Origin of the sequence: Streptomyces sp. NPDC046887 (genome assembly GCF_040644755.1) — a bacterium.
In the GTDB taxonomy this organism is placed as follows: domain Bacteria; phylum Actinomycetota; class Actinomycetes; order Streptomycetales; family Streptomycetaceae; genus Streptomyces; species Streptomyces lichenis.
The window spans coordinates 44,704-59,643 of record NZ_JBEYXH010000006.1 but is presented as its reverse complement, the minus strand read 5'-3'; the positions used below and the strand labels follow the sequence as shown (position 1 = coordinate 59,643).

The window sequence follows — 14,940 nt, the reverse complement described above, 5'->3', positions numbered from 1 at the left end:
CGTACCGACGAGGAAGGTGCCCGATGGGGTTTCTGGACACGCTGAAGGCCAAGCTCGCCCCTGCCAAGGACCGGGTGTCCGGTCTGGCGCAGCAGCATGAGGGCAAGATCGACCAGGGGCTGGAGAAGGCGGCCCGGATGGTCGATGAACGGACCAAGGGCAAGTACAGCGACAAGATCGAGTCGGGTACGGGCAAGGCCAAGAACGCCGTCGGCCGTATCGCCCATCGGGACGAGGGCGGTGCCCCTCCCCCGCCGGCTCCGCCCGCCTCCTGAGATCCGGAGGCGGAGCCGGAGAGGGGAAGACGGGGAAGGTACGTGGCCGCTCCGGGCCCTCGGCGGGGTACGGGCCGGTCGCGGGCTGTGCGGGGTCAGGCCCAGGTGGCGGTGAAGTAGCCGACTCCGTAGGGGGCGTCCTCGTAGAGCAGGCGGCCGTCCAGTCCGGCGTCCTGGGCGGCGCCGGCGAGGACCTGCCAGGGGGCGCGTCCGGCGGCCTTCAGCTCCCGGGCGAGTCCGGGCTCCAGGGCGGCCAGGGCGGCGGTGTCGGCGGTGCCCAGGGCGCGGGCGCACCGCTCGTCGAAGCCGGCGGCCCGCTCGTCCAGATAGCCGGGAGCCTTGACCGTACGGCAGGCGCTGCCGTCGCCGAGGACCAGCAGGGCGACACGGACGGCCCGCTCGGCCAGTTCGCGGCCGGTCTCGGCGCAGGCCTCGGGCGCCAGCCGGTCGCCGACGGCCAGGCCCTCGACCGGGGCGTCGGCCCATCCCGTACGGGACAGCAGCCAGGCCCCGACCGCGAGGGAGCCGGGCAGCGGGCGGTCGGCGGGGGCGCCGGTGCCCAGTCGTACGGCGAGGTCGACGCCGTAGCCGCGGAAGTCGCCCACCGATCCGGTGGGGTACGGCACGCTGGCCGCGCCCTCGTCCGGTCCGACCGCCACCAGCAGGTCCGGGCGGGAGGCGGCGAGGACGGCGAGCGCGTCGGAGCAGGCCGTGCGGGCGGCGTCCAGTTCGGGCGCGGCGCCGGCGGCCACCTCGGGGACGAGCAGCGGCGGGCAGGGGCAGACGGCGGCGGCGACAAGCATGATCCGCAGCGTAGCCGCTCCTGCCCTGGCGCCCGGTCCTGTACCGGGCCCCGGGGGAAGGTCAGGAGACGGCGCAGCCCCCCGTGACGGGCGGGAGGGGGGCGGGGACGCCGATCTGGGGCAGGCCCAGCATCACTCCGGCGGGGGCGGGTGCCTGGGCGGTGTTCCGCTTCTCCCAGGCGTCGCCGGCGCGGGTGCGGCGGACCGCGGTGGCCTGGCCCTCGGCGAGCAGGTGGTGCGGGGCGGCGTAGGTGATCTCCACGGTGACCACGTCGCCGGGGCGCACTTCCTGCTCGGGCTTGGTGAAGTGGACCAGCCGGTTGTCGGGGGCGCGGCCGGAGAGGCGGTGGGTGGCGCCGTCCTTGCGGCCCTCGCCCTCGGCGACCATGACCTCCAGGGTGCGGCCGACCTGCTTCTTGTTCTCCTCCCAGGAGATCTCCTCCTGGAGGGCGACCAGCCGCTCGTAGCGCGCCTGGACGATCTCCTTGGGCAGCTGGCCGTCCATGGTGGCGGCGGGGGTGCCGGGGCGCTTGGAGTACTGGAAGGTGAAGGCCTGGGCGAAGCGGGCCTCGCGGACGGTGTGCAGGGTCTGCTCGAAGTCCTCCTCGGTCTCGCCGGGGAAGCCCACGATGATGTCGGTGGAGATGGCGGCGTGCGGGATGGCGGCGCGGACCTTCTCGATGATCCCGAGGAAGCGCTCCTGGCGGTAGGAGCGGCGCATCGCCTTGAGCACGGTGTCGGAGCCGGACTGGAGCGGCATGTGCAGCTGCGGCATGGCGTTCGGGGTCTCGGCCATGGCGGCAATGACGTCGTCGGTGAAGTCGCGGGGGTGCGGGGAGGTGAAGCGGACCCGCTCCAGTCCTTCGATGGTCCCGCAGGCGCGCAGCAGCTTGGAGAAGGCCTGGCGGTCGCCGATGTCGGAGCCGTAGGCGTTGACGTTCTGGCCGAGCAGGGTGATCTCGGAGACGCCCTCGCCGACCAGGGCTTCGATCTCGGCGAGGATGTCGCCGGGGCGGCGGTCCTTCTCCTTGCCGCGCAGCGCGGGGACGATGCAGAAGGTGCAGGTGTTGTTGCAGCCGACGGAGATCGACACCCAGGCCGCGTAGGCGGATTCGCGGCGGGTGGGCAGGGTGGAGGGGAAGGCCTCCAGCGACTCGGCGATCTCGACCTGCGCCTCCTCCTGGACGCGGGCGCGCTCCAGGAGCACCGGCAGCTTGCCGATGTTGTGGGTGCCGAAGACCACGTCGACCCAGGGGGCGCGCTTGACGATGGTGTCGCGGTCCTTCTGGGCGAGGCAGCCGCCGACGGCGATCTGCATCCCGGGGCGGGAGGTCTTGCGGGGCGCGAGCCGGCCGAGGTTGCCGTACAGCTTGTTGTCGGCGTTCTCCCGCACCGCGCAGGTGTTGAACACGACGACGTCCGCGTCCCCGTCGGCGTCCTCGGGGGCACGGACGTAGCCGGCGTCCTCCAGGAGGCCCGAGAGGCGCTCGGAGTCGTGGACGTTCATCTGGCACCCGTAGGTGCGGACCTCGTAGGTCCTCGTCCCTGTCCCCGTCCCCTGGGTGTCCACGGTGCTGCTCCGGCGGTTGCTGCTGGTCATCCCTCAAGGGTAAGTGCTCCCCCGAGTGCCTCCGGTCGGCCCCCGGCACCATGCCGACGGCCGTTGAGGACGCTCCCCATGACCGTTGAGGACGGCTCCGGGGACGGCTCGCGGACGGTTCCCGGACACAGCAGGGCAACGGTTGCGCACCGGCCCTGGCCGGGTGGCGGGAACGGCTGGCAGGATCGCGGCCATGCTCCCGGCCCTGACCCCGCTTCGCCGTGCCCGTGTACTCCGGGTGACGGCGGTGCTGGCGGTGGTGCTGGGGCTGGTGGCCTGGTGGCTGGTGCCGGACGGCCGTCCGGAGCCGCGGGGGCGGGTGGTGTTCAGCACCGGGGTGCCGACGGGGGTGTACCAGCGGTACGGGGAGCTGCTGAAGGAGGCGCTCGCCCGGGATCTGCCCGAGGTCTCGGTGGATCTGCGCAACAGTGAGGGCTCGCAGCAGAACCTGGCGCGGGTCGCCGCGGGCCAGGCGGACTTCACGGTGGCCACGGCGGACGCGGTGGCCGCCTATCTGCGGGACCGCCGGCCCGGCGCCGACCGGCTGCGGGGGTGTGCGCGGCTGTACGACGACTATGTGCAGCTGGTGGTGCCGAAGGACTCGCCGGTGCGCTCGGCCCGTGATCTGCGCGGGAAGCGGGTGGGGGTCGGGCAGGACGGATCCGGGGTCCGGCTGCTGGCGAACCGGTTGCTGTCGGGTGCCGGGCTGGACGCCGCCGAGGACATCACCCCGGTCCCGGCGGGCATCGACGCCATGCCGGGGCTGCTGGAGCGGGGCCGGCTGGACGCGTTCTTCTGGTCGGGCGGGCTGCCGACGGTGGCGGTGCAGGAGCTGTCCGAGCGTTTCGCGGTCCGGCTGGTGCCGCTGGAGGAGGGCCTGATCGGCCGGCTGCACGAGATGGGCAGCCCGCACTACCGCTCGGCGGTCATCCCGGGGGACGCCTATCCGGAGGCGCAGCGCGGGGAGCCGGTGCCGACGGTGGCGGTGGCCAATCTGCTGGTGACCACCGAGGGGGCCGACGCGGCCCTGACGGAGGCCTTCACCCGTACGGTGATAGGGAGCAGGGACCGGATCGGCGGCAAGGTGCACTCCGCCCAGCTGGTGGATCTGCGGACCGCCATCTACACCGATCCGCTGCCGCTGCACGAGGGCGCCCGGCGCTACTACCACTCGGCGAAGCCCTGAATCACCCGGATCCGCCGGCTCAGCCGTCGTGGTGCGGTGCGGTACGGGGCAGGGTGACGGTGACCCGCAGTCCGTGCGGTTCGTGGTGCCCGTAGCCGATGCCGGCGCCGCCCGCGGCGAGCAGGGCGCGCGAGATGGACAGGCCGAGGCCGGAGCCCTTGATGTTCTGGTGGCGGTTGCTGCGCCAGAAGCGGTCACCGATCCGGGCGAGCTCCTCCTCGCTGAGCCCCGGGCCCTGGTCGGTGATCGTGATCATGGTGGTGTCGCCCTCGGCGGAGGTGGCGACATGCACCTCCTGGCCCTCGGGGGTGAACTTCAGCGCGTTGTCGATCACGGCGTCCAGGGCGCTGGAGAGGGCCACCGGGTCGGCCCAGGCGGTGACGGCGCGGCCGCCGCCGGTGAGCCGTACGCCCTTCTCGTCGGCGAGCGGGCGCCAGGCGGCGAGCCGTTCGCCGGTCAGCGCGCCGATGTCGGTGAGCCGCAGGTCGGCGGCGGCGTGTTCGGCGAGGGCCAGGTCCAGCAGGTCGTCCAGGACCCGGGCGAGCCGTTTGCCCTCGGTGCGTACGGAGGCGATCTCCTCGTTGCCCTCGGGGAGTTCCAGGGCGAGCAGCTCGATCCGCAGCAGCAGTGCGGCGAGCGGGTTGCGCAGCTGGTGGGAGGCGTCGGCGACAAAGGCGCGCTGCTGCTCCAGCACCTCTTCGACGTTGTCGGCCATCTCGTTGAACGAGCGGGCGAGGCGGCGCAGTTCGGGGGGCCCGCCGGCCGGGGCGACCCGGGAGTTGAGCCGACCGGTGGCGATGTCGTGGGTGGCCGCGTCCAGTACCCGTACCGGTCTGAGCACCCAGCCGGTGAGCCGGATGGCGGCGGCGACGGCGAGCAGCATGGCGGCGGACTCGCCGGCGGCGATCAGCAGCCAGCCCTGGAGGATCCGGGAGCGGAGCTGGCCGGTGGGCGAGTCGGTGACGACCACGGCGACCACATCGCCGTCCCGGACCACCGGTGAGGCGACCGCGAGCCGGGCGCCGCCCTGCCAGGGCCAGACCTGGGGCGGGTCGTGGCTGCGCCGGCCGAGCAGGGCCTCGCGGAAGGCGCGGCGGGTCTCGCCGTCCTTTGGCAGTTCCCAGTCGAGCGGGGCGCGGGCCATGGGGGTGCCGTCGCGGTAGAGGACGGCGGCCTCGATCCCGTACACCTGCCGGTAGCGCAGCAGTTCGGACTGGAGGGTGGACTGCCGCTCGTCCAGGCCGGGGCTGCGTTCGGTGACGAACTGGGCGAGGGCGGCGAACCGCGCGGTGTCGTCGATGCGGTCGACCACGACGGTCTGCTGGCGGGCGGCGGCCAGGCTGGCGGCGAGCGGGAAGCCGAGGGCGAGCAGAACACCGGCCATCAGGACGATGAGCAGCGGCAGCAGGCGGGAGCGCACGGGTGGGACCTCGGGTGGGGTCAGCCGGCCGGTGCGGGGACGACCAGGCGGTAGCCGACCCCGCGGACGGTCTCGATGAGTGCGGGCATCCGCAGTTTGGACCGCAGCGAGGCGACATGCACCTCCAGGGTGCGGCCGGTGCCCTCCCAACTGGTGCGCCACACCTCGCTGATGATCTGTTCGCGGCGGAAGACCACCCCGGGGCGCTGGGCGAGGAGGGCGAGCAGGTCGAACTCCTTGCGGGTGAGCGGGACGGCGACGCCGTCGACGCTGACCCGGCGGGTGGACAGCTCCACGGCCACCGGGCCGAGCCGCAGCGGGGCGGCCTCCTGCGGCTCGCCGGGCACCGCGCCGTCCTCGGTCTCGGCGGCGCCGGAGCGGCGGGCGACGGCGTGGATACGGGCGAGCAGTTCACCGGTGTCGTAGGGCTTGACCACGTAGTCGTCGGCGCCCAGGTTCAGCCCGTGGATGCGGGAGCGTACGTCGCTGCGCGCGGTCACCATGATCACCGGGGTGGAGGTGAGCCGGCGCAGCCGCCCGCACACCTGGTAGCCGTCCTGGTCGGGCAGCCCGAGGTCGAGCAGGACCACCGCGAAGGGCGCCCGTTCGCCGTGGGCGGTGGGCAGCACGGCCTGGAGGGCCTCCTCGCCGTTGCGGGCGTGCACCACGTCGAAGCCGTGCTTCTTCAGCACGGCGGACAGCGCCGCGGCGACATGGTCGTCGTCCTCCACGAGCAGCAGTCTCATGGGCCTCTCCGTTCCCCCTCCGGGCCGTTTCCTCCGGGACGTTCCCCTCGGGTGAACGCCCGGCGGTCCGGCGGCCACCCCGGCATGAACGCTGATGGGCGGGGTCCGCGTCAAGAGGGGCTCCCGGCCACCACGGGATCCGTTATGGACCCGTACTCGGGATCCGTTATGAACCCCTACCAGGGATCCGTTATGGACCTGTACTCACAGTGTCCGCCCCCTTCACCCAGTGTGTCGGGTTGCGGCCGGATCGTTATGCTCAAGTTCCGCTCAGATGTGATGACGCTGGTCGCGCCCGGTGCCTATGGTCCATGGCTAACCGAGGAGGACGGAGCAGCCGATGAGCGGAGTATCAGTGACCAAGGGCCCGGAGGACGCCGCACCCACCACCGGCGACCTGGTCGTGCTGAGCAACGTCAACAAGCACTTCGGCGCTCTGCACGTGCTCCAGGACATCGATCTGACCATCGCCCGCGGCGAGGTGGTCGTGGTGATCGGTCCGTCCGGGTCCGGCAAGTCCACGTTGTGCCGCACGATCAACCGGCTGGAGACCATCGACTCCGGCGCCATCACCATCGACGGCCGGCCGCTGCCGCAGGAGGGCAAGGAGCTGGCCCGGCTGCGCTCCGACGTCGGCATGGTGTTCCAGTCGTTCAACCTCTTCGCGCACAAGACCGTGCTGGAGAACGTGGTGCTGGGCCAGGTCAAGGTCCGCAAGACGGACCGCAAGGCCGCCGAGCGCAAGGCCCGGGCGCTGCTCGACCGGGTCGGTGTCGGCACCCAGGCCGACAAGTACCCGGCCCAGCTCTCGGGCGGCCAGCAGCAGCGTGTGGCGATCGCCCGTGCGCTGGCCATGGACCCGAAGGTGATGCTCTTCGACGAGCCGACCTCCGCGCTGGACCCCGAGATGATCAACGAGGTCCTGGAGGTCATGCAGCAGCTGGCCCGCGAGGGCATGACGATGGTCGTCGTCACCCACGAGATGGGCTTCGCCCGCTCCGCCGCCAACCGCGTGGTCTTCATGGCGGACGGCCGGATCGTGGAGGAGGCGGCCCCCGAGCAGTTCTTCAGCAGCCCGCGCAGCGACCGGGCCAAGGACTTCCTCTCCAAGATCCTGCACCACTGAGCACCGGCCTCACTCCTGTGCCGGCGCCTGCGGCACCCGCTTTCCGGGCCTCCGCGACACCGCCTACCGGGCTCCGGGCTTACGGCGACGACCGGCGACCGACGCCCCACAACGACCACACGACCAAGGGATGTTCACCATGAAGTTCCGCAAGACGGCCGCGCTGGCCGTTGCCGTGCTCGCACTGACCGCCACCGCCTGCGGCGGCAAGGAGGGCTCCGCCGGCGACAAGCCGGGCGGGGTGCAGCCGGGCGCCTCCGACGCCCCGGCGCTGCCGAAGTACGTCGTCGCCACCGACGTGAACGTGGACTCGCCGACCTTCAAGGCCGCCAAGGAGCGCGGCAAGCTGGTCATCGGTTCCAAGGCCGACCAGCCGTACCTGGGCTTCGAGGACCAGTCCACCAAGAAGCGCTCCGGCTTCGACGTGGAGATCGCCAAGCTGATCGCCGCCGAGCTGGGCTTCACCGAGGCGCAGATCGAGTGGAAGACGGTCGACTCCGCCACCCGTGAGACCGCCATCTCCAAGGGCCAGGTCGACTACTACGTGGGCACCTACACGATCAACGACAAGCGCAAGGCGCAGGTCGGCTTCGCGGGCCCGTACTACAAGGCCGGCGCCGACCTGCTGGTCCGCAAGGAAGACACCGCCATCACCGGCCCCAAGGCCGTCAAGGGCAAGAAGGTCTGCTCCATCAAGGGCTCCACCCCGCTGCAGGAGATCAAGAAGCCCGAGTACGGCGCGCAGACCACCGAGCTGGGCAAGTACTCGGACTGCGTCCAGCAGCTGCTGACCAAGCAGGTCGACGCGGTGACCACGGACGACGCCATCCTCAAGGGCTACGCCGCGCAGAACCCCGGCAAGCTCAAGGTCGTCGGCCAGCCGTTCACGCAGGAGCCCTACGGCATCGGCATGAGCAAGGAGGACAAGGCCCTGCGCGGCAAGGTCAACGACGTGCTGGAGGCCAAGATCAAGGACGGCACGTACAAGAAGATCTACGACGCCACCCTCGGCCTGTCCGGCTCCGCGTACACCGAGCCGCCGGCGCTTGAGCGCTACTGACGCCGGGCACGGGGCGCGGACAGGGATAGGGGGCCGCTGAACAGCGGTCGCCGACCGCGCCCCGACCGCCGAAGCCCGCCCGGCGCGGCCGTCACGGTCGCGCCGGGCGGCTCGGGAAGCCGAAGCCGAACGGGACGGTCCCGGGGACGCCCTCGGAGGACCGGCCATCGCGCACCCGACGCACCCGAACGCCCTCGGGGGCGTGGCCACAGCCCACCCGACGCACCCGGGGCGCGGCGGCAGGCCGTCCGCCTCCTCCCCGCCCCGTACCGCCGCACGTTCCCCCGCGGCCCGTACACGCTTGCGCACCACCCCCGCAGCACTTCCGTACCGCCGCCCGCCCCTGCCGCCCGCCCGCCGCTGACCGCCGACGCGGAGACCCCATGAACGTACTGCTCGACCATTTCTCAGATTTCCGAGACGGCTTCATAGGAACTGTGTCGATCACGGCCGTCAGTACGGTCATCGCGCTGGTCCTCGGCCTCGTCATCGCCGGCTTCCGGGTCTCCCCCATCCCGCCGCTGCGGTGGTTCGGCACCGCCTGGGTGACCCTGCTGCGCAACACCCCGCTGACGCTGCTCTTCCTGGTGACCACCTTCGTGGTCCCGGAGATCCTGTTCCCCGGGATGAGCGCCTTCGTGCTCGGCTCGCTCGCGCTCGGCTTCTACACCTCCTCCTTCGTCTGCGAGGCGGTGCGCTCCGGTATCAACACGGTGCCGCTCGGACAGGCCGAGGCCGCCCGCTCGCTGGGCATGACCTTCCCGCAGACGCTCAGCCTGATCGTGCTGCCGCAGGCCACCCGGACCGTGCTGCCGCCGCTCAGCTCCATCCTCATCGCCCTGACCAAGAACTCCGCCATCGCCGGCGCCTTCAGCGTCACCGAGCTCTTCGGCTGGCAGAAGCTGATGGGCGAGGAGGGCTACGACATCGTGCCCGTCTTCCTCTGGGTCGCCCTCGCCTATCTGGTGGTCACGTTCTTCATCAGCGGTGTGTTCCGTCTCCTTGAGCGCCGTATGGAGGTCGCCCGATGAGTGCCAGCGTTCTCTTCGACGCCCCCGGCCCCAAGGCCGTCGTACGCAACCGGATCCTCGCCGTGGCCGGCGCGCTGCTGATCGCCGGACTGCTGGCCTTCAGCATCGTGCGGCTCAGCGACAAGGGGCACCTCGCCCCCGAGATGTGGGACATCTTCAACTACTCCGGTATCCGGCAGAACATCTTCGACGGCATCCTCGCCACCCTGAAGGCCTTCGGCATCGCCGCGGTCGGGTCGGTGGCGCTGGGTGTGCTGCTGGCGGTGGCCCGGCTCTCCGAGCACAAGCCGGTGCGCTGGTTCGCCACCGGTTTCATCGAGCTGTTCCGCTCGATCCCGCTGCTGATCACCATCTACGCGGTGTGGGCCGGCTTCCTCACCGACTACTCGATGTGGGCGCTGGCCGTCGGTCTGACCCTGTACAACGGCTGCGTCCAGGCCGAGGTGCTGCGCGCCGGCGTCAACTCCGTGCCGAAGGGCCAGCGGGAGGCCGCGTACGCCCTGGGCATGAGCAAGACCCAGGTGATGGTCACCGTCCTGCTGCCGCAGGCGGTCCGGGCGATGCTGCCGACGATCATCAGCCAGCTGGTGGTGACCCTGAAGGACACCTCGCTCGGCTACATCATCCTCTACCCCGAGCTGCTGAACTCGGCCCGGCTGATCGCCTCCAACACCCTGGTCAACGGCCAGTACCCGTATGTCTCGACCATCGTGGTCGTCGGCGTCGTCTATGTGGCGATGTGCCTGGCGCTGTCCGGGCTCGCCACCTGGATCGAGAAGCGCGGCCGCCGCGCCAAGACCGGGATCGGCACCCCGCCGGCCGGTGAGTCGGCACTGCTGAGCGGCGACGCCGGGCAGGCCGCCGGCACCGCGATCCTCATCCAGGGCGACAGCAACCAGATCGGCGGCCCGGGTACCGGTGGCGGCGCCTAGAACTGACGCCGTGTGACATCATCCGGGTGGCATGTACGGGGTACGGGGGCAGTGGCGGTCGCGCCGCTGCCCCCGTCACTTGACGCAAGCACCGGCAGTAGGTTGCATACGTTCTGTGATCAACTCACCCCGGCCCCTCGCCGTCGTCACGCCCGTTTCCCCTGCTCACCGCGCGGATCCGAGTGGCCGGCGGGAGGGATGGGGCCGGAGCGCCGCACGGGGCGGTGATGGTCCATGGGGCCGTGAGGGTCTACGGGGTGGTGGCGCCGTGGCGGCCCCCGGGGCCGTGCGGGCGGGTGCCCCCGGCCGGCTCCCGGGGACGGAGGGCGCGCCGTGGACCCGGTGATCGTGGTGGGGGCGGGTCCGGTCGGGCTCGCCCTGGCCCTGGCCCTCGCCGCCCAGGAGGTCCCCTCCGTCGTCCTGGACGAGGGGCCCGGCAAGGACGACGCTCGGCCCGCCCGGACCGCGGTGCTGCGCGAGGACACCGCGGATTTCCTGGAACGGCTCGGCTGCACGGCGGTGCGCGAGGCCGGGATCCGCTGGGCGGGCTGGCACTCGATGCGGCGCAAGCAGCGGACGCGGCACGTCCGCTTCGGACCCGAGAGTCCCGACAGTCCGGATGGCCCAGGGAGTCCGGAGACCCCGGCGCCGGTGCACATCGCCCAGCACGCCCTGACGGCGGGCCTGCGGGACGCGATCGCCGCGCTGGCGGAGACGCCCGGCCGCCCCTCCGCGGTCACCCGCTCCGCCGTCGCCCCGTCGGTGAGCGGTCCGTCGGCCGGTGGTCCGTCGGCGGGTGGCCCATCGGCGGGTGGCCCGCTGGTGCGGGTGGTGACGCACAGCCGGCTGGACGCGATCGAGCAGGACGCCGGGTCCGTCACCGCGCACACCCGGGGCCCCGAGGGCACCTGGTGGCGCGGCAGCCATCTGGTGGGCTGCGACGGCGCCCGGTCCACCGTGCGCAAGCTGTTGGGCGTGCGCTTCCCGGGCCGTACCGCGGTGGAGCGGCACGCGGTCGCCACCCTGCACACCGAGCTGCCCTGGCCTGAGGAGGGCGTGCTGCACCGCCAGCCGACCTGGCGGGGCGCCGACGAGGAGGTCACCGCCCGGCCGCTGCCGGACGGGGCCTGGCGGCTGGACTGGCTGCTGCCGCCCCGGGGCGACCTGGTGACGCCGGACGCCCTGGTGGGGCGGATCCGCGACACCCTCGCCGGTTGGTGCGGCCAGACCCCGCCGTACGACCTGGTCGACACCGGGGTCTACACCCTGCACCACCGGCTGGCCAAGCGCTGGCGGGTGGGGCGGGCGTTCCTCGCCGGGGACGCCGCCCATCTAATGGGGGCGCTCGGCACCCAGGGGCTGGACGAGGGGCTGCGGGACGTCGCCAACCTGGCGTGGAAGCTGGCACTGGTCTGGCACGGCGAGGCCCCGCCGGTGCTGCTCGACAGCTACCAGGCGGAGCGGCGGACCGCGGTCGCGGCCCGGTTGCGGGCGGCGGACCAGTCGCTGCCGGTGCTGCGCGGCGGGGGCGGTCTGCGTACCTATCTACGGGGCGCCGGGCATGACGCGCTGCTGACGGACGGCCATGTGGGGCGCGGCCCGCTCGGCGCTCCGCCCGCCTATCCGCTCTCCCCGCTCGCGCCCGCCCCCGCCGAGGGACACACCTCGGTGGCGACCCCGGAGGGCGCCCCGGTGGAGAACGTCCGGGTGACGGCCCCGGACGGTACGGCCGGCGGTCTGCGGGACCGGCTGGGGCGCCGGAGGCTGCTGGCGGTGCTGGTCGCCCCGGGCACGGGGGTGTGGGACCGGCGGCACTGGATGTCGGCGGGGGTGATGCCGCGGCTGGCCGAGGCGGTGGCCGCGCTGCCGGTGGCCGCGGAGGTCCTGGTGACCGAGGCGTATCCGGGCGCGTCCGCGCACACCGTGCTGCTGGTGCGGCCCGACGGGCATCTCGCCGCGGCCTTCGCCGGCGTCCGCCCGGCGGAGCTGCGGGCGGCGGCCGAGGCGGTACGCGGCGACGCGCCCGCGCCGGGCCCGGTGGACGACCCGGAGCCCGGGGGGCACGTACCCGAGCAGCCCGCACCCGGGCCCGCGGACGGTGGCGCCGCCCCCGGGACCGGCCGCAATGCGGGTACGGGTGCGGGTACCGGTAGCGGGCCCGGCAGGGGCACCGTGCCGGGTGCGAACGCGCCGCCCGGCCCGAGTACGGCGTCCGGCTGAGGTACGGCTTACGGACCTGGCATCGAGACGGGCGCAGACGCGGCGCCCGGCACGGGTACGGCATCCGGCCCGTACGGCCTCCGGCCGAGGTACGGCATCCGGCCCAGACGGGGCATCCGGTTCGGGTACGGCATCCGGCCCAGACGCGGCGTCCCGCCGAGGTACCGCATCCGGCCCAGGCGTGGATGCCTCCCCTCCGCCCCGCCCTCAGTCGGCCGAGCCGCCCACCGACCGTGCGGCAGGTGGTACCCCGGCAGGCGGACCGCCCGCCTGCGGCTCGTCGGCCCGCGGCTCGCCGGCAGGCGGCCCTGGCAGTCCGGGCGGCAGAGGCGGCCCCGGCAGCCCCGTCAGTCCGGGCGGCGCCGCACCCGCCCGTGACGAGAGGCCCCGCCGCAACCGCTGACCCGATTGCCCCTATCCGACTCCTGTCCGCCCTGTGCGCCCCGGTCCGCCCCTCTGCCCTCAGGCTCCTCATCCCCTCATCCCCGCCCCGCCGCCGGGTGTCCGGATGTTGTCGGGGGTTTGACCGAGGTCGGCACGGCGTGCTGTACTCCGGATCATGACCGACACCTGTGTGCGCCTGTGGCGGAGGGTCCATATGGACCTGGTCCGCTACGCAGGCTGCGTGTGTCGTCCGTCCTGCTGAACTCAGCTTCCCTGCGTACCTCTTCGTACGGCGTTCGCGCGCCCTGCTTCGCGCGCCTGATCCCCAGCGGTGTCCTCGCCCTCCGGGCTCTCCGGTCACCCGGGCTGCCGCCGCGCGCCGTCTCGTCGTACGCGCTCCCCGGACACCGAGTCAGAACCTCAGGACGGTTCCCATGTCTTCGCCCGTCGTGCCCATCGTGCCCGCCGCGCCCGCTTCCGCTCCCGCACAGGCCGGGAACGGGTCCGCGGCGCCGACCGCCGCCCAGTTGCTCGCCTTCGTCCGCCGTGCCGCGGCCGACGCCGAACTGATCGCCTCTCTCCCCCTGGACCCCGACGGCCGTACCTGGGTACGGCTGGAGGGACCCGGCGGCAGTGAGGCCTGGCTCATCGGCTGGCCGCCGGGCACCGGCACCGGCTGGCACGACCATGCCGAGTCGCGCGGCGCCTTCGCCACCGCGAGCGGCTCGCTGACCGAGCACTCCCTCGCCGTCCGGCTGCCGTCGAGCGGCTGGCGCAGCCTCGAACTGGAGGAGGGCGTCGACCGGGAGCGTCGGCTGGGTGCCGGTGACTCCAGGGCGTTCGGGCAGCACCATGTGCACGAGGTGCTCAACGAGTCCGCCACCGCGCACGCGGTGTCGGTGCACGCCTACTACCCTCCGCTGCCGCTGATGCGCCGCTTCAGCCGTACGGGGAGTGTGCTCCGGCTGGAACAGGTGGAGCGCCCCGAGGACTGGCAGTGACCCGAGGACCGGCAGTGAGGAGCGGAACGGTGACCGAGTCGCAGGTGGGCATAGACGAACTGCTGGAGCGGGTACGGGACGGGTTCGACCGGGTGACCGCGCGGGAGGCCTTCGCGGCCGCCGAGGCGGGGGACGCCCTGCTGGTGGACATCCGGTACGCCGCGCTGCGGGACCGCGACGGGCTCATCCCCGGGGCTCTGGTCGTCGAGCGCAACGAACTGGAGTGGCGGCTCGACCCCCGGGGCAGCCATCGCGTCCCGGAGGCGGTGAGCCACGACCTTCGCGTGGTCATGGTGTGCAACGAGGGCTATGCCTCCTCCCTGGCCGCCGCCTCGCTGCACCAGCTGGGGCTGCACCGGGCGACCGACCTGGTCGGCGGCTTCCAGGCCTGGGCAGCGGCCGGCCTCCCGATCACCGCCGCCCCGGAGCCCCCCGTAGCCCCCTGATCCACCGCTGCCCCAAGGCCCCTGCCGCCCCCTGACCACCCGCGCCACCCATCGCGACGGGAGCCTTCCCCGGCCCGGACACCCCGGAGACACTCCCGGATACTCCTGGCCACGAGGCCCCCGGTGGCGGCCCTGCGTGTCCCGCTACTCCGGCTCCAGTCCCTCGATGTCCTCCCCCTCCTGCTCCAGGGCCTGCCGCACCACCCGTAGGGCCATGCCCTCGGGGTACCCCTTGCGGGCGAGCATGCCCGCGAGCCGTCTGAGCCGGCGGTCCCGGTCGAGACCGCGGGTGGAGCGCAGCTTGCGCGCCACCAGCTCCCGGGCGGTCTCCTCCTCCTGCTCGGAGTCGAGCCGTCCGACCGCCTCCTCGATCAGTTCGCCGTCCACCCCCTTGGTGCGCAGCTCGCGGGCGAGAGCGCGACGGGACAGGCCCCGGCCGTGGTGGCGGGACTCCACCCAGGCCCCGGCGAAGGCCGCGTCGTCGATCAGGCCGACCTCCTCGAAGCGGGAGAGGACCTCCTCGGCGACCTCGTCGGGGACTTCGCGCTTGCGCAGGGCGTCCGCGAGCTGGCTGCGGGTCCTCGGCGTTCCGGTGAGCAGGCGCAGGCAGATCGCCCGCGCCCGCTCGGCCGGATCCTGGGGCGGCAGCTCCTTCTCGGCCCTCGACGAGTCGGGGCTGCCGCCCGGCCATTCGGTGCGCCGGACCACGG

15 protein-coding genes are annotated in these 14,940 nt (G+C 73.1%); 10 read left to right on the top strand and 5 right to left on the bottom strand.

The window, feature by feature from the left end; genetic code table 11:
* Nucleotides 1-23 precede the first annotated feature (23 nt).
* Complete coding sequence (locus ABZ945_RS08810; RefSeq protein WP_361266105.1) at nt 24-275, top strand: antitoxin; 252 nt, start codon at nt 24-26, stop codon at nt 273-275.
* A 95-nt stretch (nt 276-370) separates the two neighbouring features.
* Here the strand turns inward: ABZ945_RS08810 and ABZ945_RS08805 are convergent, their stop codons facing one another.
* Both ABZ945_RS08805 and miaB read right to left on the bottom strand, forming a co-directional pair.
* Nucleotides 371-1,078 carry a class III extradiol dioxygenase subunit B-like domain-containing protein gene (locus ABZ945_RS08805; RefSeq protein ID WP_361266102.1) on the bottom strand — a complete coding sequence of 236 codons (708 nt, stop codon included), beginning with the start codon at nt 1,076-1,078 and terminating at the stop codon, nt 371-373.
* 61 nt (nt 1,079-1,139) lie between these two features.
* The gene (gene miaB / locus ABZ945_RS08800) at nt 1,140-2,678 is read right to left on the bottom strand and encodes a tRNA (N6-isopentenyl adenosine(37)-C2)-methylthiotransferase MiaB (protein ID WP_361266100.1); all 1,539 of its coding nucleotides are present in this window, start codon (nt 2,676-2,678) and stop codon (nt 1,140-1,142) included.
* Nucleotides 2,679-2,871: 193 nt separating this feature from the next.
* Here miaB and ABZ945_RS08795 point away from each other — a divergent pair, with 193 nt between their 5' ends.
* Nucleotides 2,872-3,864: a TAXI family TRAP transporter solute-binding subunit gene (locus tag ABZ945_RS08795; protein WP_361266098.1), complete on the top strand. Its 993-nt coding sequence runs from the start codon at nt 2,872-2,874 to the stop codon at nt 3,862-3,864.
* Nucleotides 3,865-3,883: 19 nt separating this feature from the next.
* Here ABZ945_RS08795 and ABZ945_RS08790 read toward each other — a convergent pair whose 3' ends face one another.
* Both ABZ945_RS08790 and ABZ945_RS08785 read right to left on the bottom strand, forming a co-directional pair.
* Nucleotides 3,884-5,284, bottom strand: a complete 1,401-nt coding sequence (locus ABZ945_RS08790) for a HAMP domain-containing sensor histidine kinase (protein WP_361266096.1) — start codon at nt 5,282-5,284, stop codon at nt 3,884-3,886.
* A 20-nt stretch (nt 5,285-5,304) separates the two neighbouring features.
* Complete coding sequence (locus ABZ945_RS08785) at nt 5,305-6,030, bottom strand: response regulator transcription factor (protein ID WP_361266094.1); 726 nt, start codon at nt 6,028-6,030, stop codon at nt 5,305-5,307.
* A 340-nt stretch (nt 6,031-6,370) separates the two neighbouring features.
* On the opposite strand from ABZ945_RS08785, the gene ABZ945_RS08780 reads away from it, so the two are divergent.
* The 8 genes from ABZ945_RS08780 to ABZ945_RS08745 all read left to right on the top strand — a co-directional run bounded on the left by ABZ945_RS08780 (nt 6,371) and on the right by ABZ945_RS08745 (nt 14,230).
* A complete protein-coding gene (locus ABZ945_RS08780) occupies nt 6,371-7,156 on the top strand; it encodes an amino acid ABC transporter ATP-binding protein (protein ID WP_361266092.1) in 786 nt (261 codons plus the stop codon).
* A 139-nt stretch (nt 7,157-7,295) separates the two neighbouring features.
* Complete coding sequence (locus ABZ945_RS08775) at nt 7,296-8,216, top strand: glutamate ABC transporter substrate-binding protein (protein ID WP_361266090.1); 921 nt, start codon at nt 7,296-7,298, stop codon at nt 8,214-8,216.
* A gap of 383 nt (nt 8,217-8,599) precedes the next feature.
* Nucleotides 8,600-9,247 (top strand): amino acid ABC transporter permease, encoded by a 648-nt coding sequence (locus ABZ945_RS08770; RefSeq protein WP_361266088.1) that lies wholly within the window; start codon nt 8,600-8,602, stop codon nt 9,245-9,247.
* Nucleotides 9,244-10,179 (top strand): amino acid ABC transporter permease, encoded by a 936-nt coding sequence (locus ABZ945_RS08765; protein WP_361266086.1) that lies wholly within the window; start codon nt 9,244-9,246, stop codon nt 10,177-10,179. Before ABZ945_RS08770 ends, ABZ945_RS08765 begins: the two co-directional genes overlap by 4 nt.
* 333 nt (nt 10,180-10,512) lie before the next feature.
* Nucleotides 10,513-12,399 carry an FAD-dependent monooxygenase gene (locus ABZ945_RS08760; RefSeq protein WP_361266084.1) on the top strand — a complete coding sequence of 629 codons (1,887 nt, stop codon included), beginning with the start codon at nt 10,513-10,515 and terminating at the stop codon, nt 12,397-12,399.
* Nucleotides 12,400-12,958: 559 nt separating this feature from the next.
* Nucleotides 12,959-13,045: a putative leader peptide gene (locus tag ABZ945_RS08755; RefSeq protein ID WP_313960178.1), complete on the top strand. Its 87-nt coding sequence runs from the start codon at nt 12,959-12,961 to the stop codon at nt 13,043-13,045.
* 172 nt (nt 13,046-13,217) lie between these two features.
* The gene (locus ABZ945_RS08750) at nt 13,218-13,784 is read left to right on the top strand and encodes a cysteine dioxygenase (protein WP_361266082.1); all 567 of its coding nucleotides are present in this window, start codon (nt 13,218-13,220) and stop codon (nt 13,782-13,784) included.
* Between the two features lie 29 nt (nt 13,785-13,813).
* Complete coding sequence (locus ABZ945_RS08745) at nt 13,814-14,230, top strand: rhodanese-like domain-containing protein (RefSeq protein ID WP_361266080.1); 417 nt, start codon at nt 13,814-13,816, stop codon at nt 14,228-14,230.
* A gap of 144 nt (nt 14,231-14,374) precedes the next feature.
* Here ABZ945_RS08745 and recX read toward each other — a convergent pair whose 3' ends face one another.
* On the bottom strand, nt 14,375-14,938 hold the full coding sequence (gene recX, locus ABZ945_RS08740; RefSeq protein ID WP_361266078.1) for a recombination regulator RecX: 564 nt from the start codon (nt 14,936-14,938) through the stop codon (nt 14,375-14,377).
* Between the last annotated feature and the right edge of the window lie 2 nt (nt 14,939-14,940).